This window comes from Vulcanisaeta sp. JCM 16161, from assembly GCF_001316285.1.
On sequence record NZ_BBDO01000002.1, the window covers coordinates 145,471 to 164,201 of the forward strand.

Consider the following 18,731-nt stretch of genomic DNA (forward strand, 5'->3'; position numbering starts at 1 on the left):
CATTAATAACCCCCAGCCTGGCAACCCACGGCCAAATCACCTGACTTAATTCTGGACATTACGTTCACAAAATCCCAAACACAATAATGAAGCAAACCCAGCCATAACCATGCCCCATTGGGCCCCTCCCTCAATCCACTAGTCTACAACCTAATCCAAGCCCAAACAAAGGGACTGAGCATGGGAATGATCGGTGGGCAAGTCATGGTGGGTGATTTGACCCTCATCACGTTTAGAAATTTCTAAACGTAGTAAAAACATGCCTAATGACGTGACTTAACTCACGGTGGTTCGCGTGGGCCTGGGTTATTGGGATTGGGTGTTGGATCCGTGTGTTGTAGGTTGAGTGGTGTAGTTTGGTGTTTGGGTGTTTAATGTTAATAGGTATTTAAGGGGTGTGGCTTAATTTAGGGCGTGGATGCGAGGTTGTCGGGTGAGGATTACGTTGGTGTGAGGCTTCTTAAGGCTTTGGTTGAGGCTTGGTTTGCCCCTGAGTTCCTAGGCAAGGGCCTTGTTAGGGATGCTGCTGGTAGGGTGTTTCAGTCTTGGAGGGCTTTCCTGGCTTGCCTTATTGAGGCTTGTGCTTGATAAGTTGCTGAAGGTGGTGAGAACTGATGAGGGGCGTAGGTGGCTCGTGGGTAGGGCTGTTCCGAGGATTCCACGAGCAGGATGAGGGCACTATCGCAATTGCTCGAGGAGGTGGGGCATCAGGGGGTATTACCGTGGACTGCGATAGCCCTGGAACTACACAACTACCAATACAACGGACCAGACACGACACTAAACAAGTACAGGAATAGGCAGGAGGCCGCGATAGACGTAAAACTACTCATAAAGGAGTTGGCAAATAGAATTGAGAACCTAAAGCCAGGGTAAAATGGAGCAACGAACTAGAGAAGGCATTGATGGGCTGAGGAGGGGGCTTGGTTACTGAGGGGATGCGTTGATAAGGTGATGCTTAATTCCGCATTATTTAGTCATGAATGGCATGTCGCTTATGGTCACCACATCCGCGTTGGTTGGCTTGGGCCCTTCGTATCTCCTCGATATCACGTGGAACCTATATTCATAGCCCTCCAGCGGTATGCGCCTTGCCTTAACCTCTAGTTCGCGTATTATCCTCCTTACGTCGTTCTCGCTTAGGTCGCTCCACTTAACCTCAAATAGGTGGGCAAACCTATTGGCGTGGTCGATGGCCACCAGGTCTACCTCAACGCCCTTATACATGAACCTGCCCAACTCGTCGTACCTAATCAAGCCCCTGGCCAGTAGCGACTCCACGTACTTCCTAGCAACCTCCTCAAATGCCTCGGCAACGTGCATCTCCAACTTACCCTTAACTAGTCTCAGGGCCTCTGTTGGGTCGGTAATGCCCGATGTAATGACCGGCTCTATCAATCTGAACCAGGTGGATAATACCCTGTCCCTAATCCTGTAAATACCCCTTCTCGTGAACAATACCCGCTCCCTCTCGATAAGGCCCAGCTGCTCGAGCACGTGCAGGTACTTACCAACGTGTTGTCTGGGTATTCCGGTTATGTTCGTTATTTCCGAGGGGCCCGTGGCCCCCTGGGCCATGGCCCTAAGGATGCTGTAGTACGTGGTGTAATCCCTGAACTCCTCCCTAAGTAGGAAGATGGCCTCGTCCCTAAGTGGCGCCCCTGGTTCGAGGAAGAGCCTCCTAATTATGTCATCGATTCCCCAACCCTCGCCAACCAATGCGTGGTAGTGAGGTACACCACCGAGTAGTGCGTAAGCCCTTACCCAACCCTCCCTATCTAGCCATGGGTAAAACATGGGTATGTACCAGGCTCTAACTCGCTAATCCTTAGCCTGAACCCTGCCCTGCCGTAGAGGGGCGCGCCACCGCCTAGTACGTCCCTATACATAACACCAACGAGGCTACCCACCAGGGCTATTATGAACCTGGTCCTGGGCATCACGTGATCCACAAAGCGCTGAAGCTCACCAACAACCCTGGCTCCGCCCTCACCCAATACGTGAATTCATCAATTACTATGACGACGTCATTGATAAGTGATGACATGAATTCAAGTAGGGAGTCCAGGGTTTCAAACCTAGCCCTAGATAGGCCACTCAGCCCGAGGGTTTCCTCAACACGCTTAATGAATTCGGCTAGGTTAACCTCATGCCTAGCCGGTAGTGCGTGGTAGTAAACGCACCTGGCGCCAGACCTGCTGCACCACTCAAGGACCAACCTCGTCTTACCAACCCTACGCCTACCGTAAATAACGACTAGGCAGGGCCTTGAGGCATACGCATTGTCCAGAACCCTCAACTCCTCCTCACGATCAATAAACCCAGTAACAACCATAGTAAGTTACCCCAGCTGTTACAACACCTAGGTAGTTAAACCTAACCTTGAATGCCATGCCATAACCATGGAGCTCAGTCCAGGTTACTTTATTATTAATTCATATTGATTCTTTATTATTAATTAATGATTATTAATTATTTATACTTATGTAAAATTGAATTAATGAGTAAAGTTTATAAACCCATTAGTTAAAATAGGGAGTGGTATGCAGGGTAGGTGTCCGAGGTGTGGTGTGCCGATTAGGGGTATTTACAGGGTGAGTAAGAGGTCGAATTCCTACTACGTGGCCGTGCATGTTGATGGTACACAGCATTACCTGGGGCCGCTGTATTATAAGTATGGGACTAGGACGAATAGGATAGTGGTTAGGGGCGCAATAGACATCAATAGGGAATTGAAATACATGGAGGAAATAACCAAGGCAATAACCGAGGAGAGACTGGGCAGGGAAGCCATCATAAACGCCATTGAGGAGGTTATGAAGGCAACAGCTGAATTAATAACTACAGCTACACAGAAACACCCAGAGATAACCGAGGTAATAACACCATGGATAGAGTACATAAACAGGCTGGTGAGGAACCAATAAGCAGGTAAAAGCCAAAAGCACTCAAACAACAGACATATTGCCTATACATTCATCGACTATGTTTGAAAACCCTAACTAAACATTTCAACTAAAATAAACCACAACCCTAAACCAAGTACGTAAACGACACGCAACACCTCCATACCGTGAGACAAGCCGATGAGTAATACGAATATGCATTTACACAACCAAGCAACACACCACCTTACTACCCGGCGAGCACCGAGTCGATTGACGATACATGATTACGTTTTTTTTGGGTGTTGCACGTAGAAATTTCTAAACGTGACGAACAACAAACAACCAATCATGACCCGCCCACGCCCGTTTCTTCCATGCGTTGTATCGCTTATGGCGCTTGGGTCGATCGTGGTTCGTGTTTTCTGTCGTTATGTGGTGCTTAGTGGCTGTGTCTTGGTTGGGGGCGTGGGGTGGTCGTTAATCCTGGTTATGCGTCCTTAGGCGTGGTTTGCCCGGTTCTCTCCCTTAGTGCTTTAATAATCTTAATGCTTAGTGATTATTGGTGATTATGGTGAATGTTGATGAGGTGCTTAGTAGGTTGATTGCGGGGTTGGGCATGGTAGGGGGCATGCCGGGGCTTACCAGCGCGTTTTTAGTAGTGGTTCATTTCGAGATTTCACCAGGGATGCCGGGGTTAGGGAGGTTTACTGCTCGATGACTCGGCACTAGGGGATCTTGCTGTATAATTGAGTGGCCCTGCCCCTACTTATGAATCTCGGTTCTGCGTGCCTGGACGCCGCCTTGGGTAGCCGCACGTAGTACTGCCCTGACGCCGGCACCACCGCCGAGCCTGGCAATGCCCTATTAATGCCTTGGCGCCTTATAAGCCGCTCATTAACTGCCTATATATTTGGGGGTAGTAAGTGGTGGTGAAGACGCGGCGTCTCTAAAAGTCCTCACCAATGCTGAGCCTTACCCAGCTAATGAAACTGGTGAGGGACCTCGTGATTGGGAAGCCCAGGGCAGTCCTAGCACTAATGCCTTAGGTGTGCCATGAAGTTGTTGACAAAGCCCCACGCTCAGTATCAAGACAAACATCGCAATACCCCTCACCATACCTGACCTAGCCGTGACAAGGCCAGGGAAGATTAAGAAACTGCCATATTCATAATACCCAGGGCAGCCTAAACCCAGCGAACAACCTCAATAAACTAATGAAAAACACAGCAAATCACAGAATAAAGATAAGGCGCGCGTCAATCCGCGGCTAATGAATTAACACCCGCCACGTTTAGAAATTTCTAAACACAACACTCCCCTAGGCTTAGTCCTTGTCCCTGTCTCAGGTTAATGCATTAATTCCTGCAGTGCCCTCCTAACGGCTTCCCTGTGTATTGGCTCTGCCACGCGGCATGGTGGCCGATGCCGAGTTCTTGATCCTTCTCTGGCGGTGGTTCGTCGATCCATAGCTGTTCCCTCCTCTCGGGTAGGAAGTATAGGATGAGGTTTCTACTTATTAACTCGTTGATGAGCTCCTCGGGTGCGTTAAACCATAGGTAGTCAGGGTCATTAACGGCCTCCCTGAGGTGGTCACGCCACCTCCTGATGAAGCCGTATGTTAGGTTCTTCCTAGTGATTAGTTCGTTAATGACTATCTCCACGTCCCAATTAGCCTTATAGAGCATCTCGAGCATCCTTGGGTTTCCCCCGGTCAACCTCCAGGCCTCCTCAAGCTCAGGTTTACTGCCTGGTATTTGCTCGTAGAGTTGCCCAAATCCTTTCCTCGGCATGTTCCACATCGCTAATAAATCAGCCCATTCATGCCTACCTATTTCACGTAGGCTCATCCCCTCGCTCGTGGCCGCTATGGCAATCACCCTCTCATAGGGCCTTGGCGGGTGCTCAAGGATCCCGAGCATCCCCTTCACGTAGATCGCCGCCTTATCAGTGCCAATCACCTGGAATGCGTCGTCAATTATTACCGCAATCCTCCCACGGCCAAGGCTTATCGCCTCCCTCGCAACGTTCCCAGGCCAAGTACGCCACCTCGCAACAAATCGCGGCATTACGCCCCCTCCCTAATTAACCCCCTCATCATAATATCCATATCCCAATTAGTCTCATAGAGCCTACCCAGTAGCCCTGGACCTCCACCCGTTAACCTCAGCCTAACTCTACCAAAAGCCACAAACAACACCAGGGCGGCCATTTTAAATACCTTAATTACCTAAATTACCTAGCACACCCAAGACTTCTCAAGAACATGACACCGGGTATTGATAAATCTATGGATAAGGAATTAATAAATCCCAACCAAGTAATGAGTTGAGAATTTAAAGCATGAGCACCGTCAGCATCGAAATACCGAAGACACTCTACGAAGAAGCGACAAGGAGTGGGATCGACATTGAGGAATTAATATTAACGGCGATAATTAAAACCTTAAGACTCGACCCAGAAACAACCATGAAGGCCAGGCTCGAGTTAGCAATGAAGTACCTAGACGAGGGTGAGGCATTGATTGATAGGGACCCCGCGCAGGCCAGCGAGAAGCTCTACAGGGCCGCCGAGGAGGTTGTTAAGGCCCTCGCCCAGTACTACGACTTAAAGGACGTGCTGAGTAGGGTTGAGGGTAGGGGTAGGTGGACGGTTACGGATCTCGAAAAAGCCGTACTGGCAATATCGAGGACACTCGGCGATCGGGTTAGACACTCATGGGACACCGCTAATTACTTGCACGTCTGGGGATTCCACGAGACAAAGCTGGATCCCGAGGACGTGAGGGAGAGAGTACCAGACATAGAGAAGATGGTACAAGAGGCACAAAAAAATACTAACAAAACAAGGCAAATAAACACCCAACCCAACATCACCAATACACACCACAACGAAGAAACCTAAGACTCCTCACGATACAACAAACATAATCACGATTAACTATTACCTTTTTCTTATTAGCCAGCCCTGTATGTATATTGCGTCTAGTCCTCCTAGGGCGAAGGATTTCAGTGCGTCTTGTGGTGTTTCGACTAGTGGTTCTCCGGCTAGGTTGAAGCTTGTGTTTAGTACAATGCCCTCCCCGGTCAAGTCCTTGAATGCCTTTATGAGCTCATACCATGTTGGGTTCTCGTCCTTGGCCACTGTCTGCGGCCTCGCTGTCCCATCAACGTGGTAGACCGCGGGCACGACCTCCCTCATCCCCTCCCTATACTTGAACATTAGTATCATGAATTGGTGAGGCACTGGGTCGATGAAGTACTTGTTCATGTCCTCAACAAGTAGTGACGGGGCCAATGGCCTCCACCACTCACGACCCTTGATGCTATTCACAATCCTCCACATGTCACCCCTCCTAGGTCAGCAACAATTGAGCGGTTACCAAGGCCCTAGGACCCAATTCGGCACGGCCTGGTACCAAGCCACAACGAAGCCCTTACTAACCAGGTCAGCCACGGCATTAACATCATCACCAATGTACCTAGCCTCGAATCGGCTACGCTCAACAACCTTCCTAACATCCTCATCGCTGTATTCCGGACCCAAGTAAACAGTCCTAAGCCTCTCCCTCCTCATCTTACCACCAAGCACGTGTTCATAGACATACGCCGCAGCACCAACCGTAGTACCCGCGTCATTGGCTGCCGGGAAAATGAACAAGTCACTGAATAACTTGGAGTAGTGAATGACCATGTTAGCCTTGGCATTCAGGGCAACACCACCGGCCAAGGCCAAGTACTGCTCATTAGTATGCTCCCTAGCCCACTCAGCAAGCCTAAGCATGGCCTCCTCAGTCACGGACTGGACCGCAAAGGCCAAATCAACGGCATCCCTATTCAAATCACCATGCGGGTTCCAGGGAACACGACCAGGAAAGAGGGAATCAGCAATGAGACGGTAAGGCCTCCTATAGACCGCGTCATTACCCTTGATTACTCTAGGCTCAGAGCCATCAACACTTATGTAGTACGGGTAGTCCCTATCATCAAAGCGGAAGTAGGACCTCAACTTCTCATAATACTTCGACTTCTGACCATAGGGTGCTAGTCCCATGACCTTACCAGGACCCTCGAGACTGTCATAGCCTATTGTCCAGGAAACCTCCTCATAGAGTATGCCCAATGAACCATAGTAAGTCGGTAGTGAAGCTACCTTCTCAAACTCACCATCCCTCACACGCCAAACAACCGTGGACTCATATTCACCACTACCATCAACAGTGAGGACAACAGCATTATTAAAGCCACTGAAGTAATAAGCCGAAGCAGCATGAGCAAGGTGATGCTCCACAGGAAAAACCCTAACCTTACTCGGCACCTCCTCACCAAGATCATAAATAGCCTTCCTAACAAACCTCTCAGCCCAAACCAAAATCGTGCTTTTGTTAAAAGGCCAAGTAAGGTAACGAAAACCAGCACCAACCAAAGCCCTAACCCTATCAATCATAGTGAGATCACCATAAAGCCCACTAAAATAACCAAAACGTAAAGAATTTGTGATAGTACCTCTTAATGCCTGCATATACAGTTTTCTAGGTAATATTCCTGGGTCGAAGTTCACGGCATACGCATCTACATCCTTCGGCTTTATCCCGTACCTACTCTTTAGGAATTTAAAGGCTTGCTTTAGAGCATTGATTGGTGGTTAGCCTGGTGAGTGCTTATGCCTCGTCCACCTCTCCTCCTCACTGGCAAAAACCAACTCACCATCAACAACAGCTGCAACAGAATTATCATGCTCCACAGGCCAATTAAAACCAACAACAACAGTCACTGAAAAAGCATGGCGGTTCATCTTAAAAGCATTACCCTGTTAGCGATAAATCACTATGAATTAAATCCCACTATTGTAAATCTAACCGCTTAATCATTGATTCACACTCTAATTAAGGACATGCTCGAGTAGTTCTGTGGATGTTATAATATCGAATCTGTTGATGCCGAAGACGTTGATTATGAATTCGGCTAGTGTGATGACATCAATGAATAGGCCGGGCTCGAGGTCGATGCCGATGTATAGCCTGGGCCTTAGGAATTTCTCGATGAACGGCCTAACACTACCATTAACATATCTACTACCAACCTCAAGAACAACCCTACCAAGGAACTCCTCAACCTCCGCATTGTTATGGAAGAACTCGAGGATTGCCGCATTACACATGAATCACACCCTCACGCACATAATCATGCCATGCCTATTAAGCCCCATCCTCACGGCTATCTCATTGTGTGCGTATCTTCTGCATTTGAATCCTAGTGATTCCACCTTGCTTATTAATTGGTTTGCCGTGTAGTTTCTTAGATATCCGCTGTACTCGATCTTGACTATTTCGAATAGCTTTAGGGTTTCCGGCTCATTATTTACTACGTCCCACTCACAGCCTTTGCAATCCATCTTCAAAGCCCTAACCCTGAAGGAGTTGATGTCGATTCCCAAATCCCTAACGTGACTAAGGAGTGATGTTAGGGTGAATGATTTAACCCTAACCCTCCTAACGCCGCCCTTAAACATTGACGCCTCACCATCAATCTCACTACCCAACCCAATCTCCACGTAGCCATCCCTATCCGCAATCGCGGCATTGATTGGTAGGATCCTAGGCTTAAGCCTGGGTTAAGCTCAATATTCCTGAGCATGGCCTCGAAGTGGCTTGGCACGGGCTTGACGGCAATAACAAAGGCACCGCGTTTAGCGAAGTAAAGCGGTGTATCACCAACATAGGCACCAACATCAACAACAAGCCAATCACTAAGATCAAAACCAAGAAAATGAACATCAAAAAGCCAGGTCTCTGAGAGAACTATCAAATCCAGGTGATCAGCGTAAAGCCTAGTGCCATCGGGTGTTATGAGTAGTGCGTCGCCGCTCCTATTAACAGTAAGCCTTATGGCATCACCAAGAACGGCCTCCATTAAGCCATTGCATCCGAATCCACTGACATAACCATCATAATAGGCATTAACTATGAATGAGTATAGCTTGGGGCTGAGCCTATACTCGGAATCACCACACTCAACGGTTATGAAGCCCCCGGATAGACCGTGCTTAATGAGGAGGTACTTAAAACCAGCACTTAACCAATTCCTAAACAAACGCCTACTGGCTAGGGCAACCTTTAAGTCCCTAATTAAACCCATCACCTTACCCCTGCGTTAATGCTTAAATGAATTACCATGAACTAGACTACGTGGTCAAGGCCTCAGTAATCTGGCTAAACTACAACAGTATGAACTTCATCGACATTGCACTGAGGAGCCTCGAATCTTTCCTTAACCTTGACTTTGGTGATTACGAGCTTATTGTTGTTGATAATGCCTCGACTGACGGTAGTTTTGAGCGTATTAGGAAGTTCGTTGAGGAGCATAAACCGAGCAGTGTTAAGGTTAAGATCATTCGCAATGATAGGAACCTGGGCTACGCAGGGGGTATGAACATTGGTTGGGATGCCAGGGATCCAGACAGTAAGTACGTGGCATTCGCAAACAACGACCTAATACCAACACCACAATCCCTAGCAAAATGATAGAACACATGGAGACAGACGAAAAGATAGGAGCCGTAAGCGGACTAATCTATTACGGAGATGGAAAAACAATATACTCAGCAGGAGGGTGGATAGACGAACTATGGTTCTTTGATGGTGTTTGTAATGGGTTTACAAATGATGAATGCCCCGGCATTGATAAGGAGCACTACGTAACATACGCAGATGGAGCATACATGGCAGTGAAAGTCAACGCCGTGAAGAAAACAATGCCAGATGGCAAGCCATTCATAGACGAAACATTCCTATACCTAGACGATTCACTCTTAGGTCTAATTCTATGGAATAAAAAAATACAAGGTACTATATATACCAATTATTGCCGGCATTCACTATGCTGGACAAACTACGGGCATAACTAAAGTATCTAAACCATCTATAGGCTTTTATTATATTTCAAGAGGATTTGCCGCATTCTCTAAAATAGTTCAAACAAGATATTCATATATGCGTGATTTAATTATTTCAGAACTATTATTAGCAAGTGCTATACTTTGTAAAATTATTAATGGTAGATTTTGCTATTATATACATGGATATAGAGATGCAGAATCATTAGCTAACCTGATCATACATAGAATTGGTTTATTATCATTATATAATGCACCATATGTAAAAATTAATTTATCTAACTTTCTTTCATATATTTTGATGTATGGTTATATAAGTCAGAGATTATATAAAACATATTCATTTTCATTTAATGACCTATATACTTTAACAATATAACGAAAAATGTTAAAAAATGTATTTTATAAAAATGAAAGATATATGGATAATGTAACATATTTTTATCTGGATAAACTATACAATAGTGATAGAATTAAGGATTTAGTGTCTTTTTATGAAAAGTTAAGAGATATTAATGACGCATTAGAATGGGTTAAGAGGAGACCTAGGCTGAGCCACGTATTTATGAGGTGCCTGGCGATACTGAGATTGTGGTTATCGTGCCTACTGCAGATCATGATGGTATTTATGCCAGGAATATTAAGGAAATATTTAGGGGCCTCCACATAATATTTGTTGAGTCGAGAGGTCCGTACTTTAGTTACTCATATAGTTGTAACGCCGGATTTAAATATGCGTTGAAGAAATATAAACCTAAATGGTTCATTTTAAGCAATGACGATATGATAATGGAAGACCCACCAGACAAAATAAAACAAGAACTCTCAGTAATAAATGAACGAAACATAGCAACGGTTTTCACGAACCTCCCGGTATTTATCATTCAATTCCATCATATCTTATTCAATTCAAAAAGCCATATGAATTATTATATTCATTATATATTAGCTCATCATGTAAATGCAAGATTCCTAATTTTTATCAGAAATTTCACATAAGATATGGTGCTGGTGTCTTCATTAAAGGATCACTATTTAATAAAATAATATCATCAATAGCATTATCAAATATAGCCGTTAAAAGAATAAAAAAAGTACTTACTTATAGGATCCTTTGGAATATTTAGTCGCTATTTCGTAGAAAAATATAATGGCAATATATTTGATAATAATTACTTAGTAACTTATCAGGATTTTGACTTAAGTATTAACATTGCTGAGAACGAAAAATATGACTTTATAAACTATAAAATACAGGATATAATTGGAGGAACTCTTGGAACGGGTCCACTGCGTAGTTTAAAATCATTAATTGATATCATTACATTTAATTATAAAATTACCAATGGTATTATAAAAATATCCCATAATTACGATGAAAATCGATAAAATTTCTTTTTCACCTTCACCCTATCATTATCCTTGATTATATTAGGAATATGTTGATGAAGAAATCAATAATCGATGCAGTCTATTATTTTAAATCCTATCTTATTTAGCTCATTAATTATCCATAATGTGCTTGATCTCAATTCAATCATTAGGTACCTCGTGATCTTCAATGTCTCTTCCATTCCATGTATTGCCTCGGCTTCGGCACTCTCAATATCGATCTTAAGTAAGTCTATGTGGTCAATTTTTAATTCCTTTACTATATTATCGAGTGTGTCTGCTTTAACGATTATGTTACCATTAGGGCTTATTATTGATCCTCCCTCGTTGAACTTAACTTGCTTCATTAAAACCGTGCCTTTTTCTTTCCACACTGCCTTCTTCACTATTATTACATTTTTACAATCATTAAGTTCTATATTCTTACGGAGTAGGAACACGGCATTTTCTAGGGGCTCAATTGCGATTACTTGTTTTGCCTTTTTACACGCTCTAACGGTATAACCGCCTATATATGCTCCAACATCAATAATAATCGGGTTCTTTATTTCGTTAAGTATTAAAATAACCAGTTATGTAGTTCGTATTCCTCAGCTAATACATCATATAAGTCGCCACTGCGTTGTCATAGATTCTATCGTGATATCTTATTTTAACATTTTAACATTAATTATTTTTGCATTAGAAACTACATGAAGTACCTAACCTATATAGTATATAATTAAATCTATTTATTATGGATATCTTCGTAAATAATTGAATGTTGTCCATCAATGTTGTTCCGCAGATATTGAATATATACCTAACGATATGTTTTATGAACTTTGGGCTTTTTGCAATTAATATTCATTGTTGTCATTGCCGTTTTTCCTTTTTAAAGATTATCGGTATTGCTGATATAGCAGATATAGTAAGGATAGCGCTTTAAAGATTGAAAGACCATTACCTCATAGCGTATATTATGCCTGTAATTCTGCCATTACTAATACGGGGTCTTTTCCATCTTTTTACTTTAAAACCGGCCTCCTTAAGCTTATGCATTAAGTCTAAGTATACATAGTCATACTCAATAATTATGTACCTAAATCTACGCAATACGTCAGCATCTATGCTTAAAATTGCTCGTTCACAACCTTCACAATCCATCTTTAATAATGCGTCATTAATGCCGTATTCATGTACTATATCTTCTAATGTAAGTATCGGTACGTTAACTCCATCATTTGACGACACAGATAATGCGCCATATCTACCGCTCACCACATTGGGTATTTTTATTTGCTCCCTCATGGCGCCTACACCTGCATTCACAAGAGTTATATTGCCTATCCCGTTTAATTCAACATTAATTTTAGCCATTTGAAACGCATAAGGATAAGGTTCAAATGCGTATATATGGTTAGCACCATTTAATGAAAACCAAATTGCCGAATCACCAATATAAGCTCCAACATCAACCACATCAAAACCCTTCGGACTTATTAAAGAATATTGCTCAAGCCTAAATTGCTCAACCAACGAAAGCAATATATCTCTAATGGGCTCTCCGTACATAAACTTAAGAAGTTTATCCTTATAATTAAATACAATAAAATCTTTATTTATTTTTATATTAAAAATTTCACTTAAAAGTGATATACAATTAGTTATATCATTAAAGTTCTTAATATGACAACCATCATAATTAATATTCATGTTAAAGAGAAATTTAAAGATGCTTTTTACCTTTATTTTCTTTAAGATTTTCATATAATATTTAATTAACTTAGGATAAATATATATCAAGTATAATGGATAATATTTGCCAAGTGTTCTACCAAATAAATAATCACATAATGTTACATTATTTATGCTCATGCTATTTTAATTTCTTAGAAGGAAGATTTTAAAGATTATGTAAATATTTAACGATTAATTATGGTTATGATAAATATTGATGGCCGTTGTAGGGAAAAACCAGGTCTATTTTTCCGTGCAGTTAAATTATTAAAGACTAATGGCATTACTATGGTTGATTCACTTAGATTTTTTTTGTAGCGTTATTACGTTTTTCCACGGATCTTTTAATTAAGAGGAATGAAAATAATGTATATGCCGTGTCTTATTATATACCTGGTAATAAGCCATTAACTGTTAAGTTAAATGAACTTGGCGAAGATATTTACTTTATACTTAGGCCGAGATCTGGTGACGCCCATGATTTATTAGTTGGTGAGCATTATGAAATATTTAATTGGTTTTATCCTAACATTAATGATGCGATTTTTTGTGGATGTAGGTGCGCATATAGGAGGCTACACAATTCGTGCATGTAAAAAGGCTAAATACGTAATAGCTATTGAACCACAGAAGGAGGCAGTAGATATTTACGTAAAAATATACAGATCAACTCATGTAATAATGTAATTATCATAGAGAAGGCCGTATGGAGTAGTCGTGGATTTGCTCTTATGAAGGTACCTGAGGGTGATGAACAGAAGGCTATGGTTAGCGCTAATGGTAATGTTCTTGTTGAAATAGATACGCTAGATAATATAATAAGGAGCTTAAATGTAGATAGAATTGACTTTCTTAAGGTGGATATTGAGGGCGCTGAGGCAGAGGCATTGTATGGAATGTCTGAGACCTTGAAGATTACAAAATATTTAATGATTGAGTTGAGACCAAGTACGTTGTGGATAATTAATTACCTTCTTAATAATGGTTATGATATTATTGATTGCGTAGATCACGGTGCAGTTACTAATTTCCTATTCCTAAATAAGAAATTTAAATGAATAAATATTGCTATTATTAAAATAATATATTCAGGTACTAACCCTATGGTTGGTATTAAATACCACGATATTGGTAGTTTCTTAGCATTCTGGGTTACTATTTTTGTCTTTATGAGAAGTTGAATATTAGGTTCTATTTTATATGTACTTACCATTAATGTTAAGCTTGTTGTATTCTTCGTTTTTGTAATTATGATTATTTCTTGATTTCCACCTATGTTAATATTATTGCCTAATATATTTATTGTGGCGTTTGTTTGTGGTGCGGCTTTGGTGTTGTTTTGTGTGTTTAGTGTTATTATTGTTCCTAGGGTGCATGGTAATTGCTTTATTACTTGTCCTGTTGTTGCGTTTATAAGTAGTGCCTTTGGTGCGTTTGGTATTTGCTCACATATTGTTTGTCCCTGTACCGGAAACGTTAGTATTACGTAGTATGCCCCTGGCTTTAGGGTTATACCTGGGTTTGCTGTTATTGGTGTTGCCCAGGAGTGCGGTAGACACCACCATGGTATTGTAAAGGTGTACGTGTATATTGTGCTTTCTTGGTTGAGTTTTGGTGATGATGTTATCGCTAATTCTGCTGTGGTTAAGCCGCTTGTATATGATGTGAATACTGTTATTGTGTTTATTTTTGTTGTTTTATTTATGGTTATTGGTTGTGCTATGTAGGTATCCTCCGGTATTATTACTTCACCGGGTCCCGGTCCGAGTACGTCGCCACACGCTATTCCTTGAGGTAGTTGCAATTGCGTTTTTAGTAGTGTTGTGTTTAGCAATACTATTGCCTGTTGTGGTTTTGCCTCGGTTTTTATTTGTATTGTTATGTTTGTTGGTGGTATTTGGGCTATTGGGTATTGCCACGTGCCTGGCAATACCGGGTTTATTATGTATACGTTTTCATAATAGAATCCGTTAATTACCCTTATCGGTCCTGTATAGTTGATCTTTAATATCCATGCACCATCATCGAATATGTATGGTTCGTATTCGGAACCTCCAGTATTAAATGGCCACCCTGTTGATATTAATGGTGAATATACGACGTATTGCGTGCCATTACTTGGCCCGAAGAATAGTACCCCGTGGTTTCCCCACCCATACCTTGTTATTGAGTACCAGGGGACTGCCGTGGCCGGTACGGCCACCGACGCATTCCATGGTACATAGTTAGCCAGCTGTATCATGGCTAGGTCGTATTGGTTGGCCACTGGTGTGTTCCAGTTTGGTATTGTGTTTCCGTAGTATAGCCCGGAGAGAGGTGTTAGTGGCCCCATGAGTAGTCCGGCTATTGCGTTTATTATCAGTAGCGCCGTTAATGCCTTCTTCCTTGCTTCAATCCCTAATTTTCTCAGCGCCCATATTGTTGCTGGTAATGCGACCGCACTGATTAGGATTGTGTAGTATACGTTGGGTATATAGTATGGTGTGAAGTTCGTTAGTAACGCCGCTAACCAGGGCATTAATAGTATTGTCTGTGGTTCGAGAAAGTTTATGAATGCCAGTGGTCCAAATACGTATATTATGTATTGAGCCTTTATATTGTATTGAAATGCTGCTTGTTGAATTATGCTATTTAATATGCTTGTCATATTTATGTTATCATGTGTTTGCGGATCTATGGCTAACGTCTTTGTGGCATTAAAGTTTAACAGTTTATTTGTTATACTTGTTAGTAGTGAGCTTAGTGCTGCTCCGTATAGGTTTGAGAATATGTTGTGAGTCCAGCCGCTGAAGTACATTACTAGGTAGTAGTCAGCTATTAACCATGCTATTGAGTATATGAGTGTTGGTATGGCTAGTTTCCTGAACTCTCTCGTTAGTGCTTGGTATATGCTTAGTCCGATGCTGAATAGTGGTACGTACTCTATCGATGCCATTGCCAGGGTTAGTGATGCCCAGTAGGCCCTTCTGTCGTTTAGGTACATTGTTATTAGTGCCATCGCCATGAGCGAGCCTGCCAGGGTGACTACCTCGAATGGTGCGTAGGCGGTTGTTATCCATGGGTATAGTATGTAGAGTAGGGCTGTGGCTAGTGCGTACTTTGGGTTGTTGAGTATTTTCATGCCTAGTTTGTACATTAGTGGCATTGGTAGCATTAGTATTACTACCTGTATCGTCATCAGTGTGAATATTGATGGGTATACCTCATAGATTGGGTATATTAGGAGTAGTATTGGTGATGCGTGCACGCCAAAGAATGGTCCCACGAAGCTCACCAGGAACTTCCTGTAATATGTTAGTGACGCGAAGGATTGCAGGTAGGTTGCCGTGTCCAGGCTCGCCCCTAGGCTTAGTCCGTAGTACGGCGGTACCGTGGCTAGGTAGGCTAGTTCGTAGGTTATTGCCAGGAATATTAATAGGGTTGTTGCGTAATACTTATCGTTTATTGCCTGTCTCACCTGGTTTGCTATTGTTGGTGTTAGGAGTAGAAAGAGCCCCGCCGTGAATATTATTGCCGATGCATGTATTACTTCGTAATTATATAGTTGTGGTATTATGTTTAGGTAGCCGAGTGTGAATATTATGTAGAACTGAATTAATAGCGGTAAAGAGATTAATCTAATGATTGACCTCCCTTTCTCGACCTCATTAATAATGATGTACTTATTGATTAATCGCATCCTGCACGGTGTTTTTCAATACTAAATATCATTATTTAAGTATTATTCACAAGTACCTACGTCTAAGTTTATTCCGTAGTCTCATTGTGAATCGCCATTGACAATGCCTTCATGAGTTTTCTTTTGAAGTTTTCTGGGCTGTATCTTTCCCTGCTCTTGAATATTTTTTTCTCTATCGAGCGTATTCTCAGCCTTACTTATTAGTTGTGGTATTTCCTCGATGTTTGTGTATCCAAGTCCGTACTTCCCCTCCTCCACTATGTCTGTCCAGGGTCCTCCCGTCCTTGGTACTATTGGTATTGTTGCTGTGGCTATTGCGTCTAGTACGGCTATTCCGAAGTGCTCGTTTGGCTTTAGGTGTAGGTATATCGATGCGTGTTTGTATAACTCCTCCTTCGTTTTTTTCGTCTATGTCTGGCATCACGTCTATGTTGCCCACACTCCTCAGTGCCCTGGTCACTTCCCTTGATTCCCTTGAGTCTGCCCTGCCTGCCACTATGATCCTCCTCCTTATTTTTGGCGCTATTTTCATTAATTCCCTGTAACCCTTGCTCCACTCGAGCCTTCCCAGGGTTAGTACGTAGTCCTCCTTCTGTGGTATTTTGTCTATGCTTATTGTGTAGTGTGGGCTTAGTATGTACTCGAGGCTTGGCTCTATGCCCATTTTTGGTAGTAGTTTCTTGGCTAGGTTCATTGTGTACCTGGAGTTGTATATCATGAATGATCCGTCGTACATCCTGTAAATCCTGGAGAGTACCCAGAAGAGTGGTTGGTTCTTTATGTTCCCGTTCTCATCGATTATGAAGTCCACGAAGGATAGTCCGTGGAGCACTATCGGCCCCTTGCTATAGGGTATGTAGTTTGGGTGGTTGTTTATGACTAGGTCGCAGTCGCTGACGTACTTACTTAGTAAGCCCCTGAGCCTCCTATGGTTCATGTAGTTAATGAGTAGTGAGACTGGGTCGTAGGATGCCCTGAAACCCACGTCTACATGCCTCACTGGGTATTTAGGGTCAACCCTAACCTCGCCGGCAACCACGAAATCCACGGAGTGCCCAAGCTCCGTTAACGCCCTGGCCATTTGCAGGGCGTAGACCTGCCCACCACCGAGCCTTGTGAATTCCTCGAGTATACATATCCTCATTTTTGGTTTCCCAGGTCACGTTGAGTTAATAAGCATTGACTTGCTGAGACGACATGATTAAGCTGGGTAATTAGCCCAAACCATCACTGGTGGTTTTTCTCACCCTGCTTTAGCACCAAGTTCCTCCCTTAAGGCCTTAAATTCACCTTCAAGCTCCTCACTCCACTTAATCCTCCGTACTTTGGCTTAGGCAGTGGTTTCTTGAATGCTTCTGAATCCATGATTATGTATGGATTACCTAAAATGCTTAACTCCGTAGTAACAACCTGTGGCTGGGTTGAAGGTAGGCATGAACACGCCTTGATAATGGGCTAGGGCACGGATCGTGAAGGTAATTAGCGAGCCTTAGGACTTCTCTACCTTGTTAAGCCCATCCTTAAGCTCCCTGAGAGCCTCCTCAAGCTCACCACCCCACCTCACCCTTGGCTTCAACTCCTCAATGCGCCTAACCACCTCATTAATCATTTCCAGGACCGCCGCCGCGGCGTCCTCCCTATTCCTGAACTTCGATAGTGCCATGTCTGGGTCTGGGCCGTTGTATTGGTAGTCGTGTAGGCTCAGGGCCAGTGCTGTGTCGGGTAGTAGGCCGGTGTGCCCAATGTCACTGAGCATCTTGGACAACGCCATCATCCTACTCGTCGGAACCCTCGGTACAGCTCTTTCCATTAGCCACCTACGCTCCTCATCAATTCTCACCACCTTCAGCAACTTATCTAACTCAAGCCTAAGTAGAGCCGCCAACAAGGCCCTCCATGCCTGGAATGCCTTACCAGCAGCATCCCTAACAAGGCCCCTACCCAGGAACTCAAGGGCCAATCTAGCCTCGATCAAGGCCTCCAAAAGCCTCGCACCCACATAATCCTCAGCACTCGGCCTAGGCAAAGGCCTCTCAAGGGCTTCGGTATTCACAGCTTAAGATATGATCAACCTCCTTAAATGCTTACCTTGCGTTAATGCTCTGTATTCTTCAGTCCACGTCTAATTCCAGTACCCTAAGTCCCTTGATTGTATGCCGAGA

Annotated in this window: 22 protein-coding genes and 3 pseudogenes; 8 read left to right on the forward strand and 17 right to left on the reverse strand. The window is 43.2% G+C overall.

The features are described 5' to 3' along the window. Nucleotides 1-414 precede the first annotated feature (414 nt). Nucleotides 415-914, forward strand: a pseudogene (locus tag JCM16161_RS03230) (PaREP1 family protein). Nucleotides 915-969: 55 nt separating this feature from the next. Here the strand turns inward: JCM16161_RS03230 and JCM16161_RS03235 are convergent. From JCM16161_RS03235 to JCM16161_RS03240, 3 genes are read right to left on the reverse strand one after another with little or no spacing between them, the layout of a single operon-like run. Continuing rightward, on the reverse strand, nucleotides 970-1,797 hold the full coding sequence (locus JCM16161_RS03235) for an ATP-binding protein (protein WP_054854977.1): 828 nt from the start codon (nucleotides 1,795-1,797) through the stop codon (nucleotides 970-972). After that, entirely contained in the window at nucleotides 1,779-1,997 is a 219-nt protein-coding gene (locus JCM16161_RS14715) for a hypothetical protein (protein WP_243668961.1), read from the reverse strand. The genes JCM16161_RS03235 and JCM16161_RS14715 overlap by 19 nt, the downstream gene beginning before the upstream one ends. Beyond that, nucleotides 1,940-2,335: a hypothetical protein gene (locus JCM16161_RS03240; protein WP_054854978.1), complete on the reverse strand. Its 396-nt coding sequence runs from the start codon at nucleotides 2,333-2,335 to the stop codon at nucleotides 1,940-1,942. The genes JCM16161_RS14715 and JCM16161_RS03240 overlap by 58 nt, the downstream gene beginning before the upstream one ends. A gap of 208 nt (nucleotides 2,336-2,543) precedes the next feature. Between JCM16161_RS03240 and JCM16161_RS03245 the strand changes: the two genes are divergently transcribed. Together JCM16161_RS03245 and JCM16161_RS14720 are read left to right on the forward strand one after the other, a co-directional pair. Beyond that, nucleotides 2,544-2,927, forward strand: coding sequence for a hypothetical protein (locus JCM16161_RS03245; protein WP_054854979.1), 384 nt, complete (start codon nucleotides 2,544-2,546; stop codon nucleotides 2,925-2,927). Nucleotides 2,928-3,450: 523 nt separating this feature from the next. After that, complete coding sequence (locus tag JCM16161_RS14720; protein WP_243668963.1) at nucleotides 3,451-3,606, forward strand: hypothetical protein; 156 nt, start codon at nucleotides 3,451-3,453, stop codon at nucleotides 3,604-3,606. 629 nt (nucleotides 3,607-4,235) lie between these two features. On the opposite strand, the pseudogene JCM16161_RS03250 reads toward JCM16161_RS14720, so the two are convergent. Next, nucleotides 4,236-4,915, reverse strand: a pseudogene (locus tag JCM16161_RS03250) (ATP-binding protein); the annotation flags it as partial. A 38-nt stretch (nucleotides 4,916-4,953) separates the two neighbouring features. Beyond that, nucleotides 4,954-5,097 (reverse strand): hypothetical protein, encoded by a 144-nt coding sequence (locus JCM16161_RS14725; protein WP_243668965.1) that lies wholly within the window; start codon nucleotides 5,095-5,097, stop codon nucleotides 4,954-4,956. Between the two features lie 131 nt (nucleotides 5,098-5,228). On the opposite strand from JCM16161_RS14725, the gene JCM16161_RS03255 reads away from it, so the two are divergent. Beyond that, on the forward strand, nucleotides 5,229-5,789 hold the full coding sequence (locus JCM16161_RS03255) for a PaREP1 family protein (RefSeq protein ID WP_054854981.1): 561 nt from the start codon (nucleotides 5,229-5,231) through the stop codon (nucleotides 5,787-5,789). Between the two features lie 39 nt (nucleotides 5,790-5,828). On the opposite strand, the gene JCM16161_RS14730 is transcribed toward JCM16161_RS03255, so the two are convergent. The 6 genes from JCM16161_RS14730 to JCM16161_RS03275 all read right to left on the reverse strand — a co-directional run bounded on the left by JCM16161_RS14730 (nucleotide 5,829) and on the right by JCM16161_RS03275 (nucleotide 9,022). After that, nucleotides 5,829-6,230 (reverse strand): hypothetical protein, encoded by a 402-nt coding sequence (locus JCM16161_RS14730; RefSeq protein ID WP_243668967.1) that lies wholly within the window; start codon nucleotides 6,228-6,230, stop codon nucleotides 5,829-5,831. Between the two features lie 33 nt (nucleotides 6,231-6,263). After that, a complete protein-coding gene (locus JCM16161_RS14735; protein WP_243668970.1) occupies nucleotides 6,264-7,445 on the reverse strand; it encodes a hypothetical protein in 1,182 nt (393 codons plus the stop codon). Nucleotides 7,446-7,529: 84 nt separating this feature from the next. Further along, nucleotides 7,530-7,679, reverse strand: coding sequence for a hypothetical protein (locus JCM16161_RS14740; protein ID WP_243668971.1), 150 nt, complete (start codon nucleotides 7,677-7,679; stop codon nucleotides 7,530-7,532). An 87-nt stretch (nucleotides 7,680-7,766) separates the two neighbouring features. Further along, nucleotides 7,767-8,045, reverse strand: coding sequence for a hypothetical protein (locus tag JCM16161_RS03265; protein WP_054854982.1), 279 nt, complete (start codon nucleotides 8,043-8,045; stop codon nucleotides 7,767-7,769). 3 nt (nucleotides 8,046-8,048) lie between these two features. Further along, the gene (locus tag JCM16161_RS03270) at nucleotides 8,049-8,396 is read right to left on the reverse strand and encodes a hypothetical protein (protein WP_054854983.1); all 348 of its coding nucleotides are present in this window, start codon (nucleotides 8,394-8,396) and stop codon (nucleotides 8,049-8,051) included. Continuing rightward, nucleotides 8,348-9,022, reverse strand: coding sequence for a hypothetical protein (locus tag JCM16161_RS03275; RefSeq protein WP_054854984.1), 675 nt, complete (start codon nucleotides 9,020-9,022; stop codon nucleotides 8,348-8,350). Before JCM16161_RS03275 ends, JCM16161_RS03270 begins: the two co-directional genes overlap by 49 nt. A gap of 26 nt (nucleotides 9,023-9,048) precedes the next feature. On the opposite strand from JCM16161_RS03275, the gene JCM16161_RS03280 reads away from it, so the two are divergent. From JCM16161_RS03280 to JCM16161_RS03290, 3 genes are all read left to right on the forward strand, one after another. Then, complete coding sequence (locus JCM16161_RS03280) at nucleotides 9,049-9,408, forward strand: glycosyltransferase (protein WP_054854985.1); 360 nt, start codon at nucleotides 9,049-9,051, stop codon at nucleotides 9,406-9,408. 8 nt (nucleotides 9,409-9,416) lie between these two features. Further along, the gene (locus tag JCM16161_RS03285; protein WP_243668973.1) at nucleotides 9,417-9,791 is read left to right on the forward strand and encodes a hypothetical protein; all 375 of its coding nucleotides are present in this window, start codon (nucleotides 9,417-9,419) and stop codon (nucleotides 9,789-9,791) included. 558 nt (nucleotides 9,792-10,349) lie between these two features. After that, a complete protein-coding gene (locus tag JCM16161_RS03290; protein ID WP_054854987.1) occupies nucleotides 10,350-10,778 on the forward strand; it encodes a hypothetical protein in 429 nt (142 codons plus the stop codon). A gap of 455 nt (nucleotides 10,779-11,233) precedes the next feature. Here the strand turns inward: JCM16161_RS03290 and JCM16161_RS03295 are convergent, their stop codons facing one another. Then, entirely contained in the window at nucleotides 11,234-11,683 is a 450-nt protein-coding gene (locus tag JCM16161_RS03295; RefSeq protein ID WP_243669153.1) for an FkbM family methyltransferase, read from the reverse strand. A 430-nt stretch (nucleotides 11,684-12,113) separates the two neighbouring features. Next, nucleotides 12,114-13,028, reverse strand: a complete 915-nt coding sequence (locus JCM16161_RS03300; RefSeq protein WP_243668975.1) for an FkbM family methyltransferase — start codon at nucleotides 13,026-13,028, stop codon at nucleotides 12,114-12,116. A 554-nt stretch (nucleotides 13,029-13,582) separates the two neighbouring features. Between JCM16161_RS03300 and JCM16161_RS03310 the strand changes: the two genes are divergently transcribed. After that, nucleotides 13,583-13,948, forward strand: a complete 366-nt coding sequence (locus JCM16161_RS03310; protein ID WP_243669155.1) for an FkbM family methyltransferase — start codon at nucleotides 13,583-13,585, stop codon at nucleotides 13,946-13,948. Here the strand turns inward: JCM16161_RS03310 and JCM16161_RS03315 are convergent. From JCM16161_RS03315 to JCM16161_RS03325, 4 genes and pseudogenes are all read right to left on the reverse strand, one after another. After that, the gene (locus JCM16161_RS03315; protein ID WP_054854992.1) at nucleotides 13,900-16,569 is read right to left on the reverse strand and encodes a DUF2079 domain-containing protein; all 2,670 of its coding nucleotides are present in this window, start codon (nucleotides 16,567-16,569) and stop codon (nucleotides 13,900-13,902) included. The two genes, JCM16161_RS03310 and JCM16161_RS03315, sit on opposite strands and share 49 nt — an antisense overlap. Nucleotides 16,570-16,650: 81 nt before the next feature. After that, nucleotides 16,651-16,938 (reverse strand): hypothetical protein, encoded by a 288-nt coding sequence (locus JCM16161_RS14745; RefSeq protein ID WP_243669157.1) that lies wholly within the window; start codon nucleotides 16,936-16,938, stop codon nucleotides 16,651-16,653. 370 nt (nucleotides 16,939-17,308) lie between these two features. Beyond that, a pseudogene (locus JCM16161_RS14750) lies at nucleotides 17,309-17,650 on the reverse strand (glycosyl transferase family 1); the annotation flags it as partial. A 408-nt stretch (nucleotides 17,651-18,058) separates the two neighbouring features. Then, nucleotides 18,059-18,622, reverse strand: coding sequence for a PaREP1 family protein (locus JCM16161_RS03325; protein WP_054854993.1), 564 nt, complete (start codon nucleotides 18,620-18,622; stop codon nucleotides 18,059-18,061). Nucleotides 18,623-18,731: the final 109 nt, after the last annotated feature.